This window comes from Shimazuella sp. NTD250 (assembly GCF_059510375.1).
This window is the reverse complement of record NZ_JCAJZS010000002.1, coordinates 1-21,762: the sequence shown is the minus strand read 5'-3', so window position 1 is coordinate 21,762 and position 21,762 is coordinate 1. Positions and strand designations below refer to the sequence as shown.

The 21,762-nt window shown below is 38.1% G+C and carries 3 protein-coding genes; all 3 read left to right on the top strand.

The features are described 5' to 3' along the window. The first annotated feature begins 275 nt into the window (after positions 1–275). Positions 276–6,776 (top strand): amino acid adenylation domain-containing protein, encoded by a 6,501-nt coding sequence (locus AC5WOF_RS04860; RefSeq protein ID WP_496048830.1) that lies wholly within the window; start codon positions 276–278, stop codon positions 6,774–6,776. Then, entirely contained in the window at positions 6,777–17,456 is a 10,680-nt protein-coding gene (locus tag AC5WOF_RS04855) for an amino acid adenylation domain-containing protein (protein ID WP_496048829.1), read from the top strand. It begins immediately after the preceding gene. Positions 17,457–17,461: 5 nt separating this feature from the next. After that, on the top strand, positions 17,462–21,762 hold a 4,301-nt coding region (locus AC5WOF_RS04850; protein WP_496048828.1), incomplete at its 3' end, for a non-ribosomal peptide synthetase.

The window sequence follows — 21,762 nt, the reverse complement described above, 5'->3', positions numbered from 1 at the left end:
TCATTCCTTTTTTCACAAGTATCTTGAAAAAGATTCTATCATATTTTTAACATCCTTGTGTAAGAAGTCCCCTGCTCCTATAGGAGGAAAATTGCTAGCGACCTTTTTGTGAGGTATGGAATATGCAGAATTATTACAAACTGTGTCCGATCATTGACACAACTTATTTTAGTCTGATAGTATGTCATTATAATTTCCAAAAAATTCATCATATAGAAATGAATGTATTTTTTTCTTCCGTATATCGAACTTTTTTAATAGATGAAGGAGGAATCATGGATAAAATATTTAGAACTTTGATCGATATTGCTAGATACCGTGCCCAATATCAAGGGAATCGAAAAGCATACACCTTTTTAAAAGATGGAAATAAAGATGTAGTGAGTTATACATATAAAATATTAGATTTACGAGCTAGAGCAATTGCAGCATGGCTTCAAAGCAAAGTCCGAGAAGGTGATCGAGTTATGTTGATGTATCACCAAGGACTTGATTTTATTAGTGCATTTTATGCTTGTTTATATGCTGGAGTTATAGCAGTTCCTGGCTATCCACCTGAAGAACAGCATCGACGAACAGCTCGTTTGCAAGCAGTGGTGAAAGATGCAGGAGCTAAGATTGCTTTAACAACAACAGATGTTTTACACCAAATAAATGTAGAAAAAAGCAAGGATTTAGTAGGTTTGGATATGGAATGGTTTCCAACAGATACATTATCGGACGAATGGGCAGAGTCTTGGAAAGAGGTCACAATAGATCGTGATACAGTCACTTATTTGCAATATAGTTCAGGTTCCACTGGTGATCCCAAAGGTATCATGGTAAGCCATGGTAATATGTTGGATAATTCAGCGATTATTTGTGAGCGATTACAACATACGGAAGATGATGTTAGCGTTTCATGGCTTCCAATTTTTCATGATTTGGGCTTGATTGGTTGTGTGATCCAACCTATGTATGTTGGTTTTCACGCTGTTTCACTATCACCTTATCAATATGTTGAAAATCCATATCTATGGTTAAAAGCGATTGATCGTTTTCGAGGTACGACGACTTGTTGTCCCAACTTTGGTTTTGATCTATGCATCCGAAAAATCACCCCTGTAGAGCGAGCTTCTTTAGACTTAAGCAGTTGGAGAGTTGCAGTCAATTGTGCAGAACCAGTCAGGCATCAGACTTTAGAAAAGTTTACAGAAGTATTCTCTCCTCATGGATTTCGTGCAGAAGCGCATTATCCCATGTATGGAATGGCTGAAACTACATTATTTATCACTGGAGCAAAATGGAATGAGAAACCAAAATATCAATCTGTTTCTATTTCCGATTTAAACCATGGAAAAGTTTGCTTCACGGATTCGAAAGATTCAAGAATAGTTGTCAGTTGTGGACCTGTTGGAACAGGATTGACCGTCAAAATTGTAAATCCGGAGACTTTGACCTTATGTGAAAACAGTGATGTGGGTGAGATATGGGTTAAAGGAAGTAGTGTAGCTCATGGGTACTGGAATCGACCAGAAAAAACAAAGGAAGATTTTGCTGTATTGATAAATGGTGATGGCCCATATTTAAGAACTGGTGATTTGGGATATTTTGTGGGCGATGAATTGTTCATTGCTGGTAGATATAAAGACCTTATTATTATTCGTGGAAAAAATCTATATCCACAAGATTTAGAACTGACAGTAGAGTCCTGTTCTTCTTTTATTCGTCCAGGTTGTGGGGCAGCTTTCTCTGTTGATCATGAAAACGAAGAAAAACTGATTATTGTGCAGGAGTTGAGAAAAAATGCGAAGGAACTCATAGATGTTTCTCAGTTAGCACACCAAATACAGCAAAGATTGTCAGAGGAACATGGTGTTGCGTGCTATGAAATGGTCTTTATTGAAGAAAATAGTGTAAATAAAACATCAAGCGGGAAGATACAGCGCCGAGCTTGCAAAGAGGCTTATCTGGCAGATGATTTGAATGTAGTACATCGATTGGTAGAAAAGAATACTTCTTCTATAAATGTAAACAAAGGTGAGTTTGATTGGCAAAAATGGAGTTTATTAACTCCTTCTATGCAACGAATCGAGTTGCAATCAGATTTGGTTGGTCTATTAGGATTACAAGGTATAGGAACAAAGTGGGAGCAACAAAGGCTTTCTTTTTTTGGATTTGATTCTATAAAAATCCTTCAATTCAAATTTTTATTAGAAAAAAATTGGAATATTGAATTGCCCTCCATACCAATTTTACTTTCTTGGACTTGGGATCAACTTATTAGTTGTATTCATTCCCAATTACTTGAACGTCCTAATGAACGTAAAATTTTAAATACAAGCCCTATTCCCTGTATGGAAATTCCTTTGAATCGAGGACAAGAGGCGCTCTGGTACATTCATGAAACATGTCCTCAAAATGCAGCTTATTTAATGCCGATGGCTGTTCGATTTCCAAAAGAATTAGACAAGTATATTTTGTCTCAAGCTGTTCAGCAGCTTGTCGATCATAATACCATTTTGCGCTCTTCTATTCAGGAAAAGGAGGATGGGAATTTATTTTTTCAAGCGCAAGAGAATGTATCTCTTGATTGGTCAGAGAAAGAAGCAATAGTAGATTTTAGATCACAACTGATGGAGGATGCTTATAAGCCATTTGATTTACAACAAGCTCCATTGTTTCGGACAAACTTATATAAACATTTGGATGGTTCGTATACTGTTTTGTTCTGTTTCCATCATATTATTTGTGATTTATGGTCATTGGATATGTTTCTTTCTGAACTTCGTACCTGTTATCTGGCTTTAGAGGCAGGGACAAAAGTTGCTTTACATTCCAATGCCCCAATACAGATGGAGAAAGAGACGTTAACAGCATCGACCCTTTCTTACTGGAAAGAAAAGTTAACTGGTGAATTGCCTATTTTGTCTTTGCCTCAAAAACGATCTAGAGGAATGAATCAATCTTTTCAAGGTCGAACCATAGAGACCAAAATTTCATCTGAGTTTGTTCAATCTCTACGTACTTTTGCTAGAGAATATGGAGCAACAGTTTACCAAGTTTTGTTAGCTGTCTATCAATTGGTTCTATCTCGTTACAGTGGACAAAAAGATGTGATAATTGGATCACCTGCCACAACTAGATCGACGATTTCTTCCTCGAAACAAGTGAATCACATGGTAAATCCTATCGCTATCCGAGGAGACTTGTCGAATTCTCCTACATTCATTCAATTGTTAAAACAAACAGTTCAACATGTACAAGAGGTTTTTGAAAATGAGATACGCTTTATTGATTTAGTAGAACATCTTAATGTTTATCGTGATCCGAGTATTCCTTCGATTTTTCAGGCGATGCTTGCATTTGAACAAACACTATATGTTCCTGAAACAGCAGCAATATCGCTTGGAGTAGGTAACATTAAACTAAAATGGGAAAAATGGGAGCTGGAGAGTGTAGCATTGCCAGATCCTACATCCCAATTTGATTTGACATTAAAAATTGCTGAATACGAAGGTGAATTATTTCTTCATTGGCAATATGATTCATTTCTTTTTGAAGAGAGTCTCATGCAACAATTAGCAGGGAGTTTTTCGATTATGCTAGAGCAAATATTGCATAATCCAAACCATTCCATTGACTCGTATTCGAGTATGTCAAAAGAACAAGAATTGCAGATCATTCAAGCAGGCCTTGGAGAAAAAACACAAGCTCCTGTTCTGACGTTAAACCAAGCATGGATGGAACAAGTAAGAAAAACACCGGAAGCGATAGCAGTAGTAGATGGCCTTGATCGTTTCTCTTATCAACAGATGAAAGACGATGTTAATCAATTTACACATTTGTTAAAAGCAAGAGGAATAGGAAGTCAGCAAGTAGTCGGTATTGCACTAAGACGAAAGTATCCGTTATTAGTAGCGATGATGGCTGTATTACAGACCGGAGCAGCCTATGTTGGTTTAGATCTTTCTTATCCAGAAGATCGTTTAAATTATATGATACAAGATGCAAAGACATCTTTGGTAATAATCGAACCTGATAGGCAATCAAAACTTGGGAGAATCGATACACCAACATTACTTGCTACAAGAAGTGTTTGGCGAAATTTTCCTAAGTATGATACAAAGACGAATCAAGATGTACATGATCTTGCTTATCTTATTTATACATCTGGTTCTACAGGAAAACCAAAAGGTGTTGCCATTGAACATTTTCAAGCGATGACTTTTGTACAATGGGCGCAAAGCGTATTTCCAGCAAGTGAATTGGCTGGAGTATTATTTGGGACTTCTATCTGTTTTGACTTATCTATCTTTGAGTTATTTGTACCTTTGCTGACAGGTGGTAAAGTGATTATTACTGAAAATGCACTTTCTCTACCATCTCTATCGGCAGCAGAGGAAGTTACTCTTCTCAATACGGTACCTTCCGTGGCAAAAGCCCTCGTTGCATTAGGTCTACCATCATCTGTAACGACGATAAACCTTGCTGGAGAGGTTTTAACTAGGAAATTCGTCGATGAATTATATCAAGTTAAGACAGTACGTAAAGTCTACAATTTATACGGACCATCTGAATGTACGACTTATAGTACTTATACGCTTATATCCAAAGAAAAAAAAACGTCTCCAACAATCGGAAAACCTATCTCCAATACCAATGTTTATATATTAGACTCCCATCTTCAAATCGTTCCTAATGGAACCGTTGGTGAACTATGCATCGGAGGGGCAGGAGTTGCCCGTGGGTACGTTGGTCAACCTGAGAAGACAACAGAAAAGTTCATTGATCATCCCAAATATGGAAAATTGTATCGTACAGGTGATTTAGTGAAATTTTCGTCAACACAAGAGCTTATTTATATTGGTAGATCGGACTTTCAAGTCAAAGTGAGAGGTTATCGTATTGAATTAGGAGAAATTGAGGCTGCACTCTGTGAGTATCCCACAGTAGAAGATGTTGTTGTGATGGTGAATGACCAACAACTAATAGCTTACTTTACGAAAAAGCAGGATAGAAAAGAACTGGAGTTGTCTTCTATAAAGGAGTTTTTAGAAAACAAATTACCTTCTTATATGGTGCCAAATCATGTAGTAGAGTTATCTTCTTTTCCATTGACCTTAAATGGAAAAATTGATCGAAAGTTACTGCCGGAACCTACTGAGAATCACCATGAAAATAAAATCATGCAACCAACAAATGAAACAGAAATGAAACTATTAGCTATTTGGCAAAAAGTGTTGAAGAAAGATGGTATCGCAATCAATGATCGCTTCTTTGAATTAGGTGGAGACTCTATTTTGAGTTTACAAGTAATTGCGGAAGCTAAGAGGGTTGGTTTACAACTAAGTCCCAAACATTTCTTCACTCATCCGACGATTGGTATGATGGCTTGTATAGCAGTAAATAAATCAAAACTTTCCATTGACCAAAGTGTAGTTACTGGTGAAGTAGGCCTTACACCTGTGCAAAAATGGTTTTTTTATCAAAATATACCTAATTATAACAATTGGAACCAATCGATGATCCTTACACTTGAGAAAAGAGTGAAATCCTCTCTTTTGGAACAAGTTTTACAAAAAGTGGTGGAGCATCACGATGCGTTGCGTCTTCGATTTCGCAAAGAACAAGATCATTGGACATGTTGGAATGCAGAAACCGAAAAGCAATCTTTTTTCCGAGTGGTGGAAGCGAAAGAGGCATCATTAACAGAAATACATCGACAATCAGAACAACAGTTAAATATTACGGATGGCCCATTAATACATGCAACTTTTGTCCAGAAAAAAGGAGAGGCTGCAAAATTAATTCTTGTCGTTCATCACTTAGCGGTGGATGGTGTTTCATGGAGAATATTGCTTGATGATATCAATCGACTGTATCATCAGCTGGAAACCGGGATTCCTTTGGCACCTCCAGCAAAAACTACATCCTATGCTAATTGGTCTAAGTATTTGAAGTTTCACAGTACAGATTCTATACTCACTCAGAAAGAGAAACATCAATGGCTAGAAATTATTCGGCCTGCCAAAGATCGTTTCCCAATAGATTACAAAGATGGAGTAAACACTGATACTCAGGTGGAGGAGTATATACAAGTCTTTACCAAAGAGGAAACCAAAAATTTACTTGAACAGTCATTCACAATAAAGATGAATGAATTGCTATTAACGGCACTTTGGAAAGGTTATCAAAAGTGGTCTGGAAAGCAAACATTGAAGTTAGATGTAGAAGGACATGGAAGAGATCATCAAAGGGAAAATTTGGATGTCTCACGGACAATTGGATGGTTTACGAGTATATTCCCTGTTATCTTTCAAGGAGATGCTACAAAAGATGGTATTTCGATTGTTCAAAAACAACTCCGAAGCATTCCTAATGGAGGTATAGGATTTGGAATTTTACGGTACCTAAGCAGAGATGAAGAGATAAGGAGTACTGAAACATCACCTATTTGTTTCAACTATTTGGGCCAGTTTGATCAGATGATCGAAAAGGATGGGATATTTACCCATTTGTCTTTTTATGGACCACGTAAATATCAAGAAGTAACTCGTCCTTATTTGATGGAGATCAATTGTTATATTCAAGAGGGTAAGTTGATTGTTTCTTGGGCTTATAGTAGAGCGCTCTATCGAGAGAATACCATTTCTGTTTTCGCTGCCGCATTTCATGAGGAGTGTATGTCTTTCAAGCAAAAAGATCGAAAGTTGAAGTCAGGGAACAATAGTAAAATAAAAGATTCCGACTTATCTAGAATCTTTTCTAAAATCAAGGAGAGAAAGGGCCGATAAATGTTGCAAGAAGGAATACAAGACGTTTATCCTTTAACACCTGCTCAACAAGGTATATTGTTTCATTCGCTGGATGACACTACCGTTGGTGTGTATGTAAATCAATTGTGTCTTCGACTTAATGGTTCTATAGATTTGATTCGATTTGAACAGGCATGGAAACATATTGTACAGCGTCACGACGTGTTTCGTACTGCTTTTTTTTGGGAAGAGTTGTCCACTCCACTTCAAGTGGTCTCAGATGAGGGAAATATACCCTTTGAGATAAAAGATTGGAGTCATCTTACAGAAAAAAGTCAAGAAGAGTCCTGGGAGCAATTGCTTATTCAAGATAGAGAGTTAGGATTCGATCTACAAGAGGCTCCTCTAACTAGAGTAACAATGATCAAAGTTGCAGAAAAACAGTATCGAATTTTATGGACATTTCATCATTTACTTTTGGATGGCTGGAGCTGTCCTATTGTATTGAAAGAGCTACTTGATTTTTATAATAGGAAGGCAGACTTTTTGGAATCCTCTTTGTTTTCTGAGTTTGTGGCTTGGATAGATGCAAATGATCAGTCAGAAGCCTTAGATTATTGGGGAAAGCAAGTAACTTCGATAGAAGAACCAACTTTTTTATCGGATCAGCAAATCCATGAACAATCTCAGTCAGTAGTACCATCCGAGCATAATCTTGTTTTTTCAGCTGAACAGACGAAATTAATAAGACAGATAGCAAAACAGTTGAATATTACAGAATCTACTTTGCTGCTAGGCGCTTGGATGCTGACAGTCAGCCTTTTTACCTCGAAATCAGATATTGTTGTTGGAATGGCTGTTTCAGGACGATCTGCTTTACTAGAAAATTATGAGAATCGTGTTGGTATGCATATGAATACGGTACCTGTACATGAGGCAGTAACATTTGAAGATGCAATACAAGATTGGTTACAACAATTGCAACAAAAATTGCTAGATATGCGGATGTATGAACATACATCATTGGCTGATATAGGAGCATACAGCCAAGTAGCAAAGGATCTCAATCTATTTGATAACATATTTGTTTATGAAAATTACCCATTAGAAGAATGGAAACAAGAGGATTTTTCTTTGGTGATAGAAGAATCGATTGAGCGATCACATTTTCCATTGACTTTGATGGTTATTCCAAATGAAGAAATTCGTTGTAGATGGATATATAACTCGACTGTGTCATCTGCAAGGGTGAATGCACTTGCTTCGCATTACCAACATATTTTGCTGCAGATACTAGCGATGCCAGATCAAAGTCTATCTTCTATAGAATGGACAACCATGGAGGAAAAACAACAAATTTTTTCTTGGAATCCGTCCGATTCTAATTTGATTCTTTCTGATGAACGTATGCATCAACTTTTGGAAAAACAAGTAACTGTATCTTCTGGCAAAATTGCTATTCATTGGGGAACAGAAACGATTACGTATCAGGAATTAAATAATCACGCCAACCAGTTGGCACGTCTGCTTTTACAAAGAGGGATGCAGGCAGGAGATGTGATAGCAGTCGGTATGCCACGCTCCATTGAGATGGTGATTGCTTTTTATGCCATCTGGAAAATGGGCGGTGCCTACCTTCCGATTGATCTGACTTACCCAGAGGCGAGGTTATCGTACATACTAAGTGATGCAAAAGCTAAGTTCATGATCACTACTTCGGATGTAGTGACATCATATCAAGGAGAAACGCTGCTATATGATCAAGTGACGGATCTTATGGCAAGTTTATCACCCGAAGACTTACAGTTAGAGGGAAGTAATATGTCCCTTGCTTATGTGATCTATACTTCGGGTTCTACAGGAGAACCAAAAGGTGTAATGATTACTCATCGTAATGCTGTTCATTTGATGCAATGGGCGAGTACGATATTTTCACCAGAAGAAAGAGCTGGAGTGTTAGCATCCACTTCCATTTGCTTTGATTTATCCGTATTTGAGTTGTTTTTCCCTCTAAGTAATGGCGGAATGGTTATTGGAGTTGAAAATATACTTGAATTGGCAGAATTGACCGAAAGAAAACAGGTGACCCTAATAAATACGATTCCTTCTGCTATTGCTGAGTTATTGGAGCTTGATGCTATACCATCTAAAGTAAAAACAGTAAATCTAGCAGGAGAGTCTTTAACAAATGGTTTGGCACAAAAGCTTTATGAATTGGGTAATGTGGAAAAAGTCTATAACTTATATGGGCCAACTGAGGATACCACCTATTCTACTTATTCTTTAGTAGAGAAAGGTTCGATGAAAGTTCCCACCATTGGTCAGCCGATTGATCATACAGAAGTATTTGTGATGAATGATCATGGAAAGTTGATGCCAATCGGCATACCAGGAGAACTATACCTTGGAGGAGCTGGAATATCAACTGGTTATATGAATCGACCTACATTAACGGAAGAAAAGTTTGTCAATCATCCTTTTCGTTCAGGAGAGAAACTCTACCGTACAGGAGATCAAGTAGTATTGCTGGGAAACGGGGAGTTAAAGTATTTAGGTAGATTGGATCATCAAGTTAAAATTCGAGGGTTTCGCATTGAATTAGCAGAAATTGAGCATATCTTAGAAAAACATCCAGAAGTAACAAAAGCCATAGTAGTAGCCAAAGAAAATCAGCTGATCGCATATGTGATGGGTCAAGTTAATCACTTTGACTACGAAAATTATCTCACGTCATTTTTGCCTTCTTATATGGTGCCTAACCATTTTATTGAAATAGGTGAGTTTCCTTTGACCCCTAATGGAAAAATTGATCGGAAAGCACTTTTAGACAGGCAAATGGAACGGGTGGATGTCATTCTTCCTACAAACGATTCCCCATTAGAAGAGATTCTCAAGGGGGTTTGGAAAGAAGTATTGGGAATACAAAGCGTATCCACAACCGATAACTTTTTTGCTCTAGGTGGACATTCTTTGCTGGCGACGCAAGTTATTTCGAGAATAGCTAGAATTTTTCAAGTGACAATGCCGATTCGTTCTTTATTTCAATCGCCAACTATCAAGCAATTAGCACGAGATTTGGATCAGATGTTACATACTCACCAAGAAGAACATGAACCAATTGAAAGATACCAGAAAACTGGAAAATTACCACTTTCTCCATCACAAAAGAGAATTTGGTTTTTAGAACAAGTCTTGCCTTTGAAGCATGTGTATCACTTGCCTTTCGTATTAAAAGTAAAAGGTCATATGGAAATACAAGGTTTGGAACAAGCAATTTGTTATCTAATTGCCCGTCATCCAGCTCTTCGAACTTCTTTCTATCAAGAAGATGGTGTTCCTTATCAGTTGGTTGAAGAAACTCTAACCATTTCATTGGAAGAGATGGATGTTTGCTCTGCTGAAAATCCAGAGCAAGAGGCCAAATTGCAAATTGAAAAAGAGATAGAAGTTCCATTTTCTTTAGATTCTTCGCCGTTAATTCGGGTAAAGCTGTACCGGCTTGCTGACGATGAGTTTTATTTATTTTTCTTGATGCATCATTTGATCGCAGATGGATGGTCCTTGTCTATTTTAGCTCGTGAGCTTTTCCATGTTTATGAAAGTATTTGGATGGAAAAAGATATTGATTTACCAACTCTTCCATTGGAACCAGTAGATTATGCCAAATATTTAGAAGAGATGGCTGAATCAACAAGTTGGAATCGGAAAATATCCTATTGGAAAGAAAAGTTGTCAGACTTGCCATCTCTTGTTCTACCAACTGACTTTCCGAGGCTGAATGAACAATCCTTTGAAGGAAACAGCATATATCATCTATTATCTGTTTCTTTGTCTCAAGATTTGAAAGCATTGAGTAATGAACAAGGTTCCACGCTGTATATGGTATTACTTGCTGCGTTCCAAGTATTGTTGAGTCGTTATACAGGTCAAACTGACATTGCAGTTGGTAGTCCTGTGGCGGGGAGAGATGATGAGCAGTTAGAAGGGTTGATAGGATTTTTTGTAGAAACGATCGTTATTCGTGCAGATTTGAATAATGCTGTGACATGGACAGATTTATTGCAGCAGGTTCGAGAAATATCACTCGAAGCATATGCCAACAGTCAGGTACCATTTGAAAAAATAGTGGATGCAGTAGCTCCAGATCGTAAATTAGGCGAATCTCCTTTGTTTCAAATAATGTTTGCGATGCAGTCGATTTCCAACGAAAGGCAGAACAAAGGAGATCTTGTTATTCAACCTATTCCAGTTTCTCTCCCATCTGCCAAATTTGATTTAACTCTTACTGCTGTAGAGCAGACAGATGGTATATTTCTAACATTTGAATACAATTGTAATCTTTTTGAAGAGAAGACCATTCGGCGTATCATGAAAAATTACGAACAGATTTTACAAGAAATGGTTCGTGATTTGGATCAGAACTTCCAAAGTTTTTCTTTATTGAGCGAAGAAGAAGTGGAGATGCTTCATTTATGGTCTGTGTCAGAGGAAAAGGCTAGTTTTGAGTTTCGATCATTAACTGATCATATTCAAGCACAAGTTGAAATCGTTTCAGAGGGCTTAGCAGTAGTAGAAGATCAAAAATCATTATCTTATTTAGAATTAGAACAACAATCGACTCAACTAGCATTATTTTTGCGTTCTATCGGAGTCGGTAAGCATGATCGAGTTGCCATATGCTCTCATCGTTGCCCTGAATTGGTTGTAGCACTTTTAGGTGTGATGAAGCTGGGAGCATGTTATGTACCATTAGATCCAACATATCCACTTGATCGATTAGCTTTTATGATTGAAGACTCTGGTGCATCCGTCCTATTGACTCAACATCACCTGACTGGGTGGCTTGACGGATTAGCAACAACCACGTTTGTCATAGACAAACATCCTGTTTCCTGGGACCATATGCCAACAGATGCGCTATTTTCTCCAATCGAAGAAAATCAGCTCGCTTATATGGTTTACACGAGTGGATCAACTGGATTACCTAAAGGAGTGTGTATCACACACGGAGGGCTTCATAATTTGGTGCAGTGGCATCGCCAATCTTACCAATTGACAATTGAAGATCGAACAACAATGTTAGCAGGACCAGCATTTGATGCTGCAGTATGGGAAATTTGGCCAACTTTAGCAGCTGGGGGAACATTGATAATACCGAATGAAGAGAAAAAAGCAGATCCAACTGAATTGCGGGATTGGTTAATCTGTCAAGGTATAACGATTAGCTTTATACCAACACCGTTACTTGCACAGCTACTTTCTATTCCTTGGGCAAATGGAGGAAGTTTACGATACTTATTAACGGGTGGAGATCAGTTGCATGTCTATCCTCCAGATGATTTTCCAGTGCCAATATACAACCATTATGGTCCTACAGAAAATACAGTAGTAACTACAGCAGGTCTTGTGCCATCTAAAGGAACTTGGTCTCCTTCTATTGGAAAACCGATTTATGGGGTACATATATACATACTAGATGAAAAAGGTTTGCCGGTTCCCATAGGTGTGCCTGGGGAATTATGTATTGGTGGAAATCAGTTGGCAGCAAAGTATCATGAGTTATCGGAGAAAACCGAACAGGCTTTTATTCAACATCCTAAATATGGTCGTTTGTACAAAACAGGAGATCGTGTGAGGATGATGGCTGATGGAAATCTTCATTTTCAAGGCAGGATGGATCGACAAGTCAGTATACGAGGTTATCGAGTGGAATTGGGGGAGATAGAAGCTACCTTAGCACAATTAGATCGGGTTCATGAATCGGTGGTAGTACTGGTTGCTAACAACAATCTAGTAGCTTATGTAGAAATGGATGGCGATGATATCCAGTATGTAAAGGATGAACTAGCCCAAAAACTTCCTACTCATATGTTGCCGAAATTATTCATTCCTTTACCGTCTCTACCACTTACGGAAAATGGAAAATTTGATCGTGCTAATCTGCCTGAACCAAAATGGGATCAGTTAGTAGACGAAGATGCTTTTATTGCTCCTCGTACGAAGATAGAGTGTCAATTAGCAGAAATATGGGAGCAATTACTTAACATCGAACAGGTCAGTGTACATGATAATTTTTTTCAACTTGGCGGAGATTCGATTATCAGCATTCAGATGGTTGCACGTGCAAAAAATGCGGGTGTAGCAATTACTGCCAAGCAAGTGTTTAGCCACCAAACTATCTTTGAACTATCGAAAGTTGCAAAATTAGCACAAGAAGCCAAACATGATCAAGGATTAATTGTAGGTGAAGTTTCGCTTACACCAATACAGACTTGGTTCTTTGATCAAAAGATGGAAAATCCAAATCATTTTAACCAAGCGATGTTGCTGACTTTGAAGCAACCTCTGTCTGCCTCCATTTTAACTAACGCACTAGAGAAATTAATGGAACATCATGACTCGTTCCGGTTGAGATTCGTAGAGACAGACAGAGGATGGCGCCAATCGTATAGCACGATATCGGCTAGTGTACCATTTCAGGTATTGGATATTAGTTCATTTTCCGAAGAGGAACAAATGGAAGCGATTAAGCAAGTAGGTGAGAGAACACAGATAAGTCTTCACTTGAACGAAGGCCCTGTATTTCGTGCTATCTATTTTAAACATGCTATCAATCAAGATGATAAATTATTATTGGTGGCGCATCATCTTATTATTGATGGTGTATCTTGGAGAATTATTCTAGAAGATTTATCTGACATATATCAGCAAATAGAGATGGGAAAAGAACCGATACTATCTGCAAAAACGACATCCTATCAAGCCTGGTCTAATACATTATGGAAACTTACTCAATCTCAAGATTGGGCAAAAGAAATTGCTTTTTGGAATGAGCAACAAGTTAAAGAAGATGAATTATTGCCGGTATGTATGGGAGAAAGTGAAAATAGACAGAGTGATGTGAAAGAGATCTCTTTCCGATTGCCAAAAGAACTTACAAGACAACTTTTAACTCAGAGCTTTCAATCATACAGAGCTCATGTTTCGGAGTTGCTACTATCTTCACTAGTGAGTTCCTATCATGCTTGGTCAGGTAATGATACTGTATCCATTGATTTAGAAGCACATGGACGAGAAGAATCGATTGTAGATGGCACAGATCTCTCTCGAACAATTGGATGGTTTACAGCTGTCTATCCAGTAAAGTTTAATATTGCAGCTGAAGAGTGGGAACAGTTAGTGCCAATTGTTCAAAAACAACTATCCCGTGTTAGGAAACAAGGAATAACGTATGGGATGTTAAAATGCTTAAAAATGGAAAAATTATCATCTAATTCCCAAATTAGTTTTAATTATCTTGGTCAGTTTCAAGCTGATCCTCAGTCTATCTGGGCAACTTCTACATCAGAAAGAATAGGGAGTTTAATAGATCCTGCTTTCCGTCGACCCTATGCTTTAGATGTGTGGTCCGCTGTTCAAGAAGATCAGCTTCAAGTGAAATTTATTTATGACCCACTCCAGTTTTCGAAAGTTCAGATTACATCTTGGATAACACTTTATCAGCAACAGTTGAATTTACTTATTCAACATTGCGTGACTAAAAAAACACAACCGATGTTAGCTGATTTTCCATCAGCAAAGCTATCAACTGAAGAGCTTTTAAAAGTACCAAGATTAGCAGATGTGAAAAGTATTTATCCTTTGAGTCCACTTCAGGAAGGTATGTTGTTTCATAGTCTCTATGAAAATGACAATGAAGCTTATGTCATTCAAATGACTATGAAGATCACAGGTGAACTAAATGTTACGGCTTTTCGTGAAGCTTGGAACAGGTTAATGGAAAGGCATCCCCAATTAACTGTTTCGATTTGGTGGAAAGGGGTTCGTAAGGCGCATCAGATAGCGTGGAATCACTTGGAAATACCCATTCATCAAATGGACTGGTCTGACAAGAATAGAGCAGAACAAGAACAATTACTAATAGACTTTTTAGTAAACGATCGTAAAAAAGGATTTAATTTGACCGAACCTCCTTTGATGCGTGTGGAGTTCATTTCGATTGGGGAACATGAACATCGAGCAATATGGAGTTATCATCATGTTGTATTTGATGGATGGAGTATGCCGATTATTTTAGAAGAATTGCTGCAAATCTATCAATCATTGTTAACACAACACAGATTACAGTTACCATCTGCCGCTTCTTATGAACAGTATTTCAAATGGCTGTCAGAACAAGATGAGGAGCTAGCCAAATCTTACTGGTCACACCAATTGGCAGATGCAACTGCTGCAGTAATAGCAATACAAGCCCATGATGGCAGTAAATCGACTCATGAAGAATGGACCACCTACTTGTCAGATGAATGGACGGAACAAATCAAGTTGTTTGCAAAACGACAAAAAGTGACCATGAATACAGTTATTCAAGCTGTCTGGGGTATTTTCTTATCAGCCTATAGTGGTCAAACTCATTTTCTATACGGAACGACAGTTTCAGGTAGACCAGGTTCTTTAAATGGTGTGGAACAAATCGTCGGACCATTTATTAACACCGTTCCAGTGAGAATAGAATTAAACAAAAATCTATTAATCAACAACTATCTTATTGGATTGCAACAACAGCTAAAAGATACAGAAGAATATGCATATGTTCCACTGACCAAAATTGCTGATTGGGCTGGTGCAGGTAAAAAGGAGCCATTGTTTCACTATTTGTTAGTAATGGAAAATTACCAAATGCGCTCTTTAGAAAAGGAAAGTATTCAAATCTCAGAGTTAAAAGGGTTAGAGAAAAGTCATTACCCTCTTGTATTGGTGGTAGCGCCTGGAGAACGTTTGTTTTTTAAATGGATGTACAACAGCAGTAATTGGAATGAAGGCACAATAAAGCGATTTATGCGTTTGTTTACCAGCCTTCTTCAGCAGCTTGTCCAATCCGATGATGGAACAATTGCAGGACTAGATTTCTTGCCGGAAGAAGAAAAAGTACAACTTCAAAACTGGCATCAAACAAAAGAGGTGTCGAATCCTTTATCAGTACTAGAACGAGTTGTAATTCATGCTACAGAATCTGCTGATCATCTTGCTATTGAAAGCCCTACGGGAACTCTGACATATGGTGAGTTATATCAAAATGCAGCGCAGCTTGCTTATTATTTGCGAATGGCAGAAGTAAAACCAGAAGATTGCGTGGGTGTGCTTTTAGACCGGTCTATCGAATTAGCTATAAGTTTGGTAGCGATTCATCTTCTAGGAGCTACCTATGTACCGATCGATCCAGCTTATCCAGATGATCGAATCAACAGTATGATCCAAAATTCTGGGATGAACGTAATTATTACAGATAGTTGCTTCCAATCCAAGTGTACAGATTCCAATAAGCATTTGATATGTATGGATACAGATAAATCAAAATGGATCAGTATGCCAACCATCCATACGCGATTAGTTCAGCCTCATCATCTAGCTTATGTCGTTTACACTTCAGGATCGACAGGAAATCCAAAAGGAGTGGAGATTACTCATTCATCTTTGCAACAACTCGTAGATTGGCATCAAACTACTTATGAGCTTACTCGCAAGGATAGGTGTTCTATGTTAGCGGGAGTTGGATTTGATGCTTCTGTTTGGGAGATATGGACAGCATTAGCGAGTGGAGCGACATTAGTAATAGCAGAAGAGGAAAATAGGCTTTCTCCTAGTCGATTGAAAAATTGGTTGATTCAAGCTAAAATTTCCATCAGTTTTGTTCCTACAGTAATTTGTGAAGCGTTTTTCCAATTGGATTGGTCTGGTGAAACTTCATTACGTGTATTGCTAACTGGCGGAGATCAGCTTCGCCGATATACACCAGCATCATTTCCAGTAAAAGTAGTAAATCACTATGGGCCTACAGAGAATACAGTTGTCGCTACATCTGGTGTAGTGCATGCAGAAGGGGATGGGCATGGTCTGCCTTCGATCGGATTTCCTATAGCTGGAACCTCGGTCGCGGTTGTGAATGGATTTGGTCAACAACTTCCAATCGGTGTTCTTGGCGAATTGTGGCTATCAGGAAAGAGTCTAGCCAATGGTTATCGAAAGCAAACGGATCTTACAACAGAAAAGTTTATCCATCACTCCCAATTAGGCAGAGTTTATCAAACTGGAGATATTGTCCGCTATGGAATGGATGGTCAACTACTGTTCATTGGGAGAAAAGATGATCAAGTTCAACTACGCGGATATAGAATTGAACTAGGAGAGATTGAAGCAGTATTGATGGAGCATGAAGAAGTGACCCAAGCTGTGGTACTTATGCAAGAACAAGCAAATGGAGAAAAAGTGTTACATGGTTTTGTTCAGGCAAATCGAGATTTACAAACAGAATGGCAAACATTAATAAAGCAGAAGTTACCTGAATACATGCATCCAGCATCAATTAAGTGGTTAACGCAAATTCCGATGACAGAAAATGGTAAAATTAACAAAGCATCATTGCTACAAATGGAAATTGAGCTTACATCATCTTATGTTGCACCTTCTACTCCTATGGAGCAGAGGTTGGTCTCGATCTGGGAGGAACTAATCGGATCAAAGCAAAAAATCGGTGTAGAGGATAATTTTTTTCAGCTAGGTGGGCATTCCCTTCTGGCTACTCAAATTATTACTCGAGTGAATGAATTGTATCGTTGTAACCTTCCGCTTAAGGTGTTATTTGAATCTCCGACAATTAGTGAGTTAGTCAAGCAAATAAAACAAAATCTTCTTCGTAAGGCTTCTGTAAGAAAGGGTTGACCAGAGTGGATAACAAAAATACAAACACAAAGGGAAAAGCATTAGAAGCTATATTAATGCAACATCCTTTCCTATCTTATATGGAAATCAAAAGAGAGCAAAATAAGCAAATTGTCTATTTTGTCTCTAAAAGAACAAAAGCTCTTAAAAGATTTGAACTTCGACAGTATTTAAAAATGATGGCAGTTGATAATCTCGATTCTACCATATTTGTAGAAGTTCCTTCGTTTGAAAAAGCGGAGGGAACTTCTTTTCCTATTTCTTTTCATACTGTCACAGAAGAATTAGTTGCAGAAATATGGGGAATTTGGAGTGATAAAACATATACAAGCGTTTACGACTTTTTTTCTGAAAAACATGTTGCTGAAAATATGATAGATCACCTTAGAGAAACTTTCGAAGTAGATATTTCAGTTGACTATGTACTTGATGTTCCTTTATGTGAAGTAGCTGAATATATTGATGTCCAATTAGAAACAGATACTCCCACCAAAGTTATATTAGATAAACAAAAACCAGTCGTACTTTCCTCTGCACAACAAAGGATATGGTTTTGGGAGCAACTTGTCCCTAACACAACGGTTTACTCTGTACCTGCTGCTTATAAGTTGACAGGTAATGTAGAACTTACAAGACTATATCACGCATTAGAACAATTGATGGAAAGACACCCTATCCTTCGTGTTACTTTTCATGCAAATGAAGATGGGACTCCTGAACAACACTTGCATTCACAGCTTACCGATTGGTTTTTTTATCAAGATTTAAGGGGAGAAGCACAACCTGAGAAATTTGTAGAATCTTGCATACACCATGACTTGGAACAAACATTTGATCTTTTACAAGGGCCTTTATTTCGAATTTATCTATATCAATTGAAAAACGAATGGAGACTGCTAATTTTAGCTCATCATCTTGTAATGGATGGATGGTCTTTAGGGGTACTTGTTAGAGATCTAGCTGCTCTTTATGATGGGAAACAATTGCCAGTAAATGAAATTGATTATCTTGATTATGCAGCTATTGAACAAGGAAAAGATTGGGGTAAAGAAGCCAGTCAGTTGGCTTATTGGAAGAAAAAATTACAAGACTTACCTATGACACGAGTAGCGACTGATTATCCTAGAGGCGCAGAAGAATCTTATCGAGGTTCAAGTATAACGACAACTTTTCCCTCTCATTTGGTTCGTAGGCTTCACCAAGTTGCACAATCGACTGGTTCAAGTTTCTATATGGTTTTACTCACGGCATTTCAATTACTTCTATCCAGATATGGTGGGGGAAAAGATATTGTAGTTGGAAGTCCTGTGGCGGGTCGTTTTCAGTCTGAATGGGAGAAAGTGGTTGGATTTTTTGTGAACACCATTGTGCTTCGAACAGATTTATCAGGGAATCCAACATGGGACCAATTGATTGGACGTGTAAAAGATACGGTATTAGATGCTTTTTCTCATCAAGAGGTTCCATTTGATAAAGTTGTGGAAGCAGTTTCACCAGATAGGCAAACCTCCCTATCTCCATTCTTTCAAGCTATGTTTGTATTACAAAATATGAATTTAGACACACCAACTGATTCTTCTATCCAGTTTGAGCCAATGTTATTACCCCAGTCCATTGCAAAGTTTGATCTGACGTTGACAATGATAGAAGAAGATGAAGAACTTCGTGCTATTTTGGAATACAATTCAGATTTATTTGCAGCTACTACCATTGCTAGGATGCTAGAGCAGTTAGAGCTGCTGCTAGTTAGTTTGACGTCTGACCGAAATGCATGTGTTCATCAAGTAAGTATACATACAGAAGGTAAAAAAAATGAAGCATTGGAATGGAATCGTGCTGAGAAAACATATGAAGAACAATCTATTCCAGCTCTGTTTGAGCGACAAGTACAACAAAATCCACATGCTATCGCAATGCAATTGGGTGGGGAATGCTGTACCTATCAAGAATTGAATGACAGAGCAAATCAAGTAGCCCGCTATTTATCTGCACACGGAATTGGAGCAGGAGACCGAATTGGTATCTGCTTCGAGCGATCTATGGAACTTTATATCAGTATGCTTGGAATTACAAAATTGGGTGCTGTCTATGTACCTTTTGATGTTCAGTATCCTAACGAGCGCTTTGCTTATCTGTTATCTGATGCAAAACTATCTTTAGTATTCACTTCAGCTAAGTTTGTAGATCGATTTCAAGATGTATCATTTTCTACATTAATATGGGAGAAAATAGATTTTGGTGAAGTGAGTACAAGCAATTATGATTCACCTGCAACCATTGATTCCCTTGTTTATGTGATGTATACATCCGGATCGACAGGTCAACCAAAAGGCGTGGAGATCACTGCAAGAGGAATTGTTCGTCTCGTCCAAAAACCAAATTATATGGAAATTATACCAGATGATGTTTTTTTACAATTGGCTCCAGTTGCTTTTGATGCTGCTACATTGGAAATTTGGGGATGTTTCTTAAATGGTGCGAAGTTGATAATTATGCACCCTGTTACGCCATCTTTAGAAGATATAAGTGATGCCATTGTACAAAATCAAGTAACAACATTATGGTTGACAGCCGGACTGTTTCGACTCATGGTCGAAGAACATCTCCCATCGATCTTAGGTCTTCGATACTTGATAACTGGTGGAGATGTTGTATCGGCAAGCCATGTAAAACAAATATTAGCGCAAAATGGACCACAATTGATCAATGGTTATGGCCCAACAGAAAATACAACTTTCACTTGTTGTTATCCAATTCCAGCAGATTGGTATGGAGGTGCATCCGTTCCAATCGGAAGGCCGATAAATGGCACCTATGTCTATATTTTAGATGACAATGAAATGGAAGTTCCGCTTGGTGTACCAGGAGAATTGTACATTGGTGGAGATGGTTTAGCATTAGGTTATGCCGACAGACCTGAACTTACAGCAGAAAAATTTGTAACTATTGCCGGTAAAGGTAGATTGTATCGTTCTGGTGATCTGGTTCGTCTTGATCAGGATGGTTTGATACATTTTGTAGGTCGATTGGATCATCAAGTCAAAATTCGTGGTTTTCGTGTAGAACTTGGTGAGATTGAAGCAGTTATGACAACACATCCAGCAGTAAGTGATGTTGTTGTACTCGCTAAAGAAATGAGACAAGGTGATAAACAGTTAGTTGCTTATCTGAAAGCAAATAGACAAAGTGATTGGAAGGCTTGGCTCGAGAGTAAACTTCCTGCCTATATGATTCCTAGTAATTTCATCGAATTATCTACTTTTCCACTGACCTCAAATGGAAAAGTAGATCGAAAGCAGCTAGCTGCGCAATATAACTTTATAAACAAAAACCAACAGACCTATTATCATCCTGTGAGCGAGGAAGAGAAACAGTTATATAACATTTGGTCAGAGGTTTTAGGGCATGACCAATTTGGTATACAAGACAATTTTTTTTCTATTGGTGGGCATTCATTGCTAGCAACACAAATCATTGCTCGAATTCAAAGAGATTGTGGAGTTTCTCTACCATTACAATCGCTATTTACTAAGCCAACAATTGAAACATTATCTCCGCTTTTGCAACTTCCGGCAGCGGATTCGCATCTTTCTTCAAAACAAGAGGTGAAACCGAGGGAAATCCCTGCATCATTTGCACAAAAACGATTGTGGTTTTTTGATCAGTATTCTTCTGAACGTAATTTATATCGTATGCCAATTGTTTTACAAGTAAGAGGGAAATTGGTTCGTGAAAAGTTAAAGGAAAGCTATCGATCCTTACTTCAAAGACACAAAGCCCTTCGTACAATTTTTTACTTTGAAGATGGACAGCTATATCAGCGGATAACGGAACTTTACGATGATTGCTTCCAATATGAAGATTTACGTTTGCATGGAAACCCGCCGGTAGAAGGCAATAAACGGATGGATCAAGTTCTAACAAGTACTTTGGATCTTACGGAAGGACCGTTAGCCAAGTTGTATGCATATCAATTGGCAGATGAGTGTTGGTATCTCTTGTTCGACATGCATCATATTGTCGCAGATGGAGCTTCATTGCAGATTTTGACAGATGGATTTTTCCAGTATTATCAAGGAGAGGAAGTTGCTCCACTTTCTATACAATATGTTGATTACACTTGGCAGGAACAATTATGGATGGAAACGGAGCAAATGCAACAGGAATTGAGCTACTGGAAAGAACAGTTGTCCGATTTGCCTGTCCTCGATCTTCCAACGGATCACCCAAGAGGACAGGAGCAGACGTTTGCAGGAGCGACGTATTCGGTGGTTTTACCAGAAGAAGTTCGAACTGGATTAACCCG